Annotated in this window: 6 protein-coding genes and 1 riboswitch; of the genes, 3 read left to right on the forward strand and 3 right to left on the reverse strand. The window is 67.9% G+C overall.

Translation table 11 applies throughout. The features are described 5' to 3' along the window. The first annotated feature begins 12 nt into the window (after positions 1-12). The gene (locus CXY81_RS02295; RefSeq protein WP_104193837.1) at positions 13-813 is read left to right on the forward strand and encodes a nuclease-related domain-containing protein; all 801 of its coding nucleotides are present in this window, start codon (positions 13-15) and stop codon (positions 811-813) included. A gap of 28 nt (positions 814-841) precedes the next feature. Here the strand turns inward: CXY81_RS02295 and CXY81_RS16260 are convergent, their stop codons facing one another. After that, the gene (locus CXY81_RS16260) at positions 842-1,012 is read right to left on the reverse strand and encodes a hypothetical protein (RefSeq protein ID WP_158251979.1); all 171 of its coding nucleotides are present in this window, start codon (positions 1,010-1,012) and stop codon (positions 842-844) included. A 116-nt stretch (positions 1,013-1,128) separates the two neighbouring features. On the opposite strand from CXY81_RS16260, the gene CXY81_RS02300 reads away from it, so the two are divergent. Together CXY81_RS02300 and CXY81_RS02305 are read left to right on the forward strand one after the other, a co-directional pair. Next, positions 1,129-1,920, forward strand: a complete 792-nt coding sequence (locus tag CXY81_RS02300) for a nuclease-related domain-containing protein (RefSeq protein ID WP_158251980.1) — start codon at positions 1,129-1,131, stop codon at positions 1,918-1,920. A 182-nt stretch (positions 1,921-2,102) separates the two neighbouring features. After that, positions 2,103-4,064: a hypothetical protein gene (locus CXY81_RS02305; protein ID WP_146067588.1), complete on the forward strand. Its 1,962-nt coding sequence runs from the start codon at positions 2,103-2,105 to the stop codon at positions 4,062-4,064. A 207-nt stretch (positions 4,065-4,271) separates the two neighbouring features. Here the strand turns inward: CXY81_RS02305 and CXY81_RS02310 are convergent, their stop codons facing one another. Beyond that, positions 4,272-4,709 carry a phosphohydrolase gene (locus CXY81_RS02310; protein WP_104171498.1) on the reverse strand — a complete coding sequence of 146 codons (438 nt, stop codon included), beginning with the start codon at positions 4,707-4,709 and terminating at the stop codon, positions 4,272-4,274. A 272-nt stretch (positions 4,710-4,981) separates the two neighbouring features. Beyond that, a riboswitch (cyclic di-GMP riboswitch) is annotated at positions 4,982-5,055 on the forward strand. A gap of 906 nt (positions 5,056-5,961) precedes the next feature. Continuing rightward, positions 5,962-6,672, reverse strand: a complete 711-nt coding sequence (locus tag CXY81_RS02315) for an ice-binding family protein (RefSeq protein WP_199182918.1) — start codon at positions 6,670-6,672, stop codon at positions 5,962-5,964. Positions 6,673-6,811 lie beyond the last annotated feature (139 nt).

The following is a 6,811-nucleotide window of genomic DNA, read 5'->3' on the forward strand; positions in this document are numbered from 1 at the left end:
AAGGGGATTGCGATGACGCTGGACAGTGCCACGATGCAGGAGAGCCTCGCGGCGCTGTCAGTCACCGAGCAGCTGCTGCGGGTTCAGGGGAGCGTGCCCCGACGGTCGCGGTTCGCGGGGTTCTTCGGTCTATCCCCGCACGGCGCTGACAGCATGTCCTGGTATCTCGGGGCCAAAGGAGAGATCGTGGTGGGCTCCATCCTGGCGACGCTGCCACCCGAGTGGACGGCGTTGCGCGCCGTGCCCGTCGGCTCCTCGACCACCGAGATCGACCACCTCGTGATCGGACCCGGCGGAATCTTCACGATCACCACGAAGCACCACCCGAGCAATGACATCCGTGTCGCTCGGGACACGCTGCGGGTCGACGGCGAGTCCGTGCCGTATTTGCACAACGCGGCATCCGAGGCCGAGCGCGTCACGAGCCTGGTGCGAGAACGGATGCCGCTGGTCGCGCCCGTGCAGCCGGTGATCGTGTTCGTAGACCCTCGGCTGCTCACCATCGAGCAGAAGCCCGAGCAGGTCAAAGTGCTCGACGCGGACGAACTGCGCCGGTGGCTGGTCAGGCTCCACCCCGTGCTGTCGGCCGGTGAGGTGCAGGAGGTGGCGGACCTTCTCGACAGCCCGCACGTGTGGCACGTGCTGCCGGACACCACCCCCGATGATGCGCGCGAGCGGTTCACGGCGCTCGATACGCGGGTGCGATCGGCCGGCATCCGACGGATGCTGTGGGTCCTGTTCGCCGCGGCGGGCGCCATCGCGGCCGGTTACGTCGTGTTCCGGCTCATCGAAGCCGCGCTCGGGACGGCCTGAGCCGGAACGACGCTCCCGAAGCGGGGGCCTACTCGGGCAGGCGGCGGCGGAACTCGTCCGTCAGCGCGTCGAGCGCGGTGCAGATGGCCACCAGAGACTCCTCCACCCCGCGGGGTGCCGCGGCATCCTCTTTGATCGTGTTGATGTGGGTTTCGAGCAGCCCGAGCTGGGTTTGCACGACCTTCATGTTGTTTACCATCCGACCATCGTAGGTGGCCGGTTCGGGCCCGTCCCCCGTGGGAGTGCCACCCGTTGGGGTCAGCCGTTACAATCGTCGGTGGGGGACCAGAAAAGATGACGTTGGAAAGTACCAGAATGCGCCAGCGCTTCGCGGCCCAGTTCATGATCGAAAAGCTGCTGCGCGAGCAGAGCGGCACTCCTCCACGAACCCTGTGGGCCCGGTTTCTGGGGCGTTCCCCGCTCGGCGTGAACTGTGAGGGCTGGTACCTGGGCGCCCAGGGCGAGATCGTGGTCGGCGAAAAGTTGGCGACGCTGTCGCCGGAGTGGGCGGTCTTCCACGCGCTGCCGATCGGCGGACACGGCTGGGACATCGACCACGTGCTGGTGGGCCCCGGCGGCGTCATCACCATCAATACCAAACAGCACCGCCGCCAGCGCGTGCTCGTGGAGGAACGCAGCGTTCTGGTGGACAGCCGGCCGGTGCCCTACCTGCGTCACGCGAAATTCGAGGCGGAACGGGTCACGACGCTGCTGGAAGACCGCCGTCCGCTCCCGACTCCCGTGATTCCCCTGGTCGTCCTCGTCGGTGCGCGCAGCATCGACGTGCGGTCATCGCCGGTGCCGGTGACGGTTCTCGATGCCGTAGAGCTCGTTCCGTGGCTGACGTCCCTGCCGATCGTGCTGGGCCCGGCGGATCGTCTGCGCGTCATTGAACTGCTCGACGACCCCGACATGTGGATCGATGTGCCGCTGGGTTCTGGCGAGGGCCTGATCGAAAGCTTCTCTCGGCTCGACTCCGAGGTGCGCGCCGCGGCTCTGCAGCGCACGGTGCTGTTGCCGCTCGAGCTGGCGGTGGCAGCGGTGGCCGCCTTCATCGTGCTGAACTCGGCGACGACGTTGGTCGTGGGGATACTCGCGTCCCCGTGATCCCCCGCGACAACCCCCGCGACAACCCCCGCGACAGACCCCGCGACAGACCCCGTGAGACCATCGGAAAACACATGATATCGGGCTCCCTACACCCTGAACCTTAACGCTCGGGATCATTCTCACAGGCGACAGGCGTACCCTCGTCACACAGCCTCTCACGAAGGCTGGAAGGGGAGTCAGTGGTGTATATCCGCGTGCAGACCAGCGTCGCGGTGCAACAACTCGCTAACGGTCTGCACGATGCGGGCCGTGATCGTCCCTGGGTTGTGGTGTCGTCGCCGTTCGGCACCTCCCTGCCCGAAATCGGAATCGACCAACTCGCCGGCCAGATCGGCGACGTCGCGCGCGTCTTCCTGATCGAGACGGGCGAGCTCACCCGCCAGCTCGGCGATCTGCTCCCGGCCCAGTTCCAGGTTTACGGCAGCGCCGGGCGTTCCTTCCCCGTCGGCGACGCGTTCGCCGACCTGGCCCGTTCCCGGCTTCGGTTCACGCACGGCGACCCGCAACACGCCACCGATCAGCTGGTGACGGATGCCCTCGCCCACGCGCATCAGGCCGGCCTCTTCGCGCTCGCCCCGGCATCCGTCATCACCGTGGACGGCACCGTCAAGGGGTTCATGCTGGGCGGTTCCCGGGCCTTGGTCGAACTCGACGGCGGCGGCATGGCCACCGTCTGGCAGGAGCTGACCTACCCGCCGGTACCCCTCGACTGGACTTTGCAGACCGGTCAGCGCATCCAGGGCGCGCTCGACGCACCCACTCATCGTCTCAATGTCGAGATCAAGCCGCCCTCCGTGACCACGATCGCGAAGCGCTACCCGCACGGCAGCATCACGCTCGCTCTGGTGCAGAAGGTCAGTGCGCAGCGGGCGGTTCTGGCCCTGCACCCGCACCTGGCGCTCACGATCACCCGGGCCGATATCTCGGCCAACCCGCTTGACAAGGTCGATGCCCTGCTCTCCGAGGGTGACGTCGTGGCGGCCCGGGTCATCCACCTGCCGAGCGGTGCCCTGCACCTGTGCCTGAGCGACGTCGACGACGACGAAAGCGTTCTGCCGTCGCTGTGTGCCGTGCGGAATGGACCTCCCTGGCTGCAGGAAAATCGTCCGCTGCTGCCTCAGGTCGAGGAAGACGCAGGCGCCGCCGCAGTGGTCGAACTCGACAGCCAGCCCGCGCTCGTGGGTGCCTCCGCATCGGCCCGCCGCGCCGCGGGGGTCGCCCGTATCGGCATTTCCGGTGGTTCCGGCGTTTCCGGTGCTGCCGGGGTCTTCGATGCGGCCGGCGTCTCCGGGGTCACGGTCCTGATCACAGCAGGCCCGACATCGGACCGCCTTCACCCGCGCCCGTCGCCGGGGCCGGGCCGCGTGCACGCCCTGCGTCCGGTTACGACGGGGGCCACCCCGTTCCGGGTCACGCCCACGCCCATTCCCGCGCCACACTCCGCGCTGCAATCGACCCAGCTGTCCCTCGCCGAGGCGAAGTCCCGCATCGTGCGGCTCGAGAACCAGCTTTCCGAGGCCGGCGCCACCGATTCCGACCTCGCCAAACTGCGCGAGCAGGCCCGCTCCGCACAGTTGCAACTGCGCGATGCCCTCGTCGAACTCGCCACCCTGCGCCACACGGTCGCGGAGCTGCGCGACGACCAGCGGGCCCAACGCCGGATGCTGCGCGAATCCCGCCGCACCGTCCCCACCCACTCCACGGTCAGCGAATACGAGTCGCGGCGAGCCGCCTGGGAGGAACCCTCCGGCTGGGTGCGGCATGAGATCCTCCTCGCCTGGGTCGACCGGGTTCCGGAGTCGGACCGCGAGGAATGGAAGCTGCCGCACAGTTACGTGCTGGGGGAGCGGTTCACCGAATCTCTCGCCGGGCTCGACGACGGCCAGCTGGCCAAGGCGTTCAAGGCATCCGTCGACGTGCTCACCGGCCGGGTGAAGACCCTCAAGGGGCGGCACCTGCACGCGCTGCGCCAGGGCGCAGGGCCGGCCGACCCGCACCTGCTGCGCTGGGACGGCGCCCGCTGCATGCGAGTCTCGATCGAGCAGAACACCCCCGCCGCGCGCCGAATGCACTTCTGGCAGCTCCCGGATGGCGGCATCGAGCTGGGCCGCATCGTCACCCACGACGACATGGAAGCCTAGGCCTCGACCCGGACGGACTGCATCAAGCCCCTCGTCCGGACCGATTCCTACCCGCTGGTGCACGGGGGGCACTGCGTCACCGGCACTCTGCCGACGGTGTTGGATGACGGCACTGAGGCCGACGCGGGTCAACCCGCAGCAGGGGTCAACCCGCAGCAGGAGTCGACCGCAGCGTGGTTCGACCGCAGCAGGGAGCCTCGAGCCGGCCTAACCCAGCGCCGCCAGCGCCGACCCGTATTTCGCCGCGAGCCTCTTCTGGGCGCTCGCGTCCAACTGTTCCACCCGCCAGGGCTCCAGGTTGTCGGCGATGTCGGCGCGCTTCACGGCGAGAGCGATCGGGTTGGCGCGAATGCCGGCGTAGTAGTCGGCGTCGCTGACGGCATCCGTTCTGGTGAGCACCGTGACGGCCTCGACCACACCGCCCGGGATGCCCGCTTTGAGCAGGTCGTGGCGGGTGATGTTCGAGTCTTCGAGCACATCGTGCAGCCAGGCGGTGGCCTGCTCGAGGGGATCGTTGAGGCGCTCGGAAACGCGACGGGGATGGTCGATGTAGGCGGCGCCGAGCTTGTCGACCTGGCCCAGATGTGCGGTTGTGGCGATTGTTTTTGCCGCGGCGACGTAGGCATCGGCTGTGGTGACCGTCATGGAGATCCCCCTCTTAGCATTACGACAGAGCAGTGTGAGCGGCTCCGCCCACGACTGCAACGTTAGCCCGGGCCTTCGCCCGTTGCTAGGAGTTCGGCGCCGGGAAAGCGCGCCTCGGCATCCGTCACCCCGAGTCTGTGCCGGACGCACCCCTCGATTTGGGGGGCCCTCGAGCGGCGAAAGTTTTAGCCTCGCCGGTTGCGCGCCGAACCTGGCTGATAGGTTTCTCTCAGGTGACCGACTGGTCGCTGGAGAGACGGTCACCTTCACGTCAATCGCAAGGGCACACCCGTCGTGAGGCGGGGTCGCAAAGGCACGGAACCCTCGGGTCAGCCGGCCTACCGAATGAAAAGGAACCGCCCCAGATGAACCTCACCTCCCTCGAGGCCGACACCAGATGCGGCCGTTCAGCCTCGTCTCTGTCGTCTCGTGGCGCGGTGGACACACCTCCGTTTTGTCGTCCCCTTGGGTAGGCGCACGACTGCAACGGTGGAAGCCGGGCGAGATTAGGGATCTCGTCCTGATCTGGCAGTGCGATCGGGAATCGATTCGGGTTCGGTTCCCGATCGCATGCTTGTTTCACACCTTGGCACTGCCCGCGCTGAGAAGCCCGGCTCGCCGATCCGAGAACGACTGACTCACCCGGGAACACCACTCTCAATGACTGCACCGACGCAGGCACTGAACCGCACATATGCAGAATCAAGGACCGGTAACGGAACCCGCCGCCGAGGACCTCCGTGCACGCCGGGCCCCTCCCGGTCAACCGGGCCTCTTCGCCGCTCCGATCGCCGAGGCTGGACGGTTGTGGCGGCCCCGCCGCTGACCCGGCGGGTCACCGCGCCCAGGCTCGTGTTCGGACTGTTCAACCTGCGCTGCTGCGCGGGTGCTGCGCCACTGCCGCGCCGCTGAGCCGCTGCTGCGCGGGTGCTGCGCGGGTGCTGCGCCGCTGTTGCGCCACTGCGCCCGTGGCGCGCCTCCAGCGCAGCGGCGTAAACCCCGCGCGGGGTTCCGCCGCCGCCCGTGAGCCGCCCATCGGCATCCGTCGTGAGCGGAGCCGGTGCGTTCGTGGCTAACTCAGGAGATGCGGGCGGATGCTGCCCGGCAGCCCCGGAAACGCGGGAAAGTTTCGGCCGCGGTGGCGGTTTCTCCTGAGTTGGCCACACTCGCACGGGCGGCTGTGGACTGGTGTCCGAGAACCGGGCGACGACGGATGCCGCCGAATTGGTTCCCGAATACGGCCGACCGGTGGTTACAGGGCCGGCTTCGTCACAGAGTTGCTCTGCAACGTGACGGCGGTCTGGGCCAGCAACCGGCCGGTGATCGACGCGCCGGTCTTCATCGCGATCATGGTCTTGCTCAGGATCGTGCCCTCGAAGTGCGCGGTGGTGCCGACCGAGACTGCACCGGCGGTCTGCCAGTACACGTTCTTGGCCTGCACTCCGCCGAGCAGGGTCACGTTCTTGGCCGAGGCCTGGTCGATGTTGCCGGCGATCTGGAACACGAAGACGTCGTCCGGGCCGCCGGTGAGGCGCACATCACTGGAGACGGTCACGTCGGTGTTCCACTTGTAGAGGCCGGGCTTGAGCGTGAGACCGCCGATTTCGCCGGCACCCAGGTCGATGAAGTCAGGGTTCGTGCGCCCCGCCGCGTCGGAATAGGCGATTTCCATGTCACCGACGGATGTCCTCAGGAAGCTCGGGTCCGTCACCGCGCACGGCGGACCGGCGGCGTCGACAGTGAAAATGGTGCCGGTCATGACCTCAGGGCAGGTCAGCAGCACCGCGGCGCCGGTGATCGGGCTGGCCCCGACGTTGCCGTTGACTGCGGACGCGTAGACGTTCGTCACGCCGGTCTTCGACAGGATCGCGAAGGAGTCCGCCGTGCCGAGCTCGACCGGACTCTGGGGGAGTGAGCCGGCGACGGCCGCTCCGCCCAGTCCGGCGCTGCCGACGCCGACCACGGCGACGACGACAAGCAGAGCCAGAACCCGCTTCCGGGCCGTGGATGCGCGGGCTAGGTGTTGTTCCCACTGACGTTGTGAGCACGGTTGATGGGTGATTTGCCGCCGATGCCGGTATGGGGTCTGTGGTGATTGTAGC

The sequence above is a fragment of the Cryobacterium sp. M25 genome (genome assembly GCF_002929635.1).
Classification (GTDB): domain Bacteria; phylum Actinomycetota; class Actinomycetes; order Actinomycetales; family Microbacteriaceae; genus Cryobacterium; species Cryobacterium sandaracinum.

Coding starts and splice junctions, on each gene's coding strand:
- CXY81_RS02295 (WP_104193837.1), top strand. CDS start 13: ATGACGCTGGACAGTGCCACGATGCAGGAGAGCCTCGCGGCGCTGTCA.
- CXY81_RS16260 (WP_158251979.1), bottom strand. CDS start 1,012: ATGGTAAACAACATGAAGGTCGTGCAAACCCAGCTCGGGCTGCTCGAA.
- CXY81_RS02300 (WP_158251980.1), top strand. CDS start 1,129: ATGCGCCAGCGCTTCGCGGCCCAGTTCATGATCGAAAAGCTGCTGCGC.
- CXY81_RS02310 (WP_104171498.1), bottom strand. CDS start 4,709: ATGACGGTCACCACAGCCGATGCCTACGTCGCCGCGGCAAAAACAATC.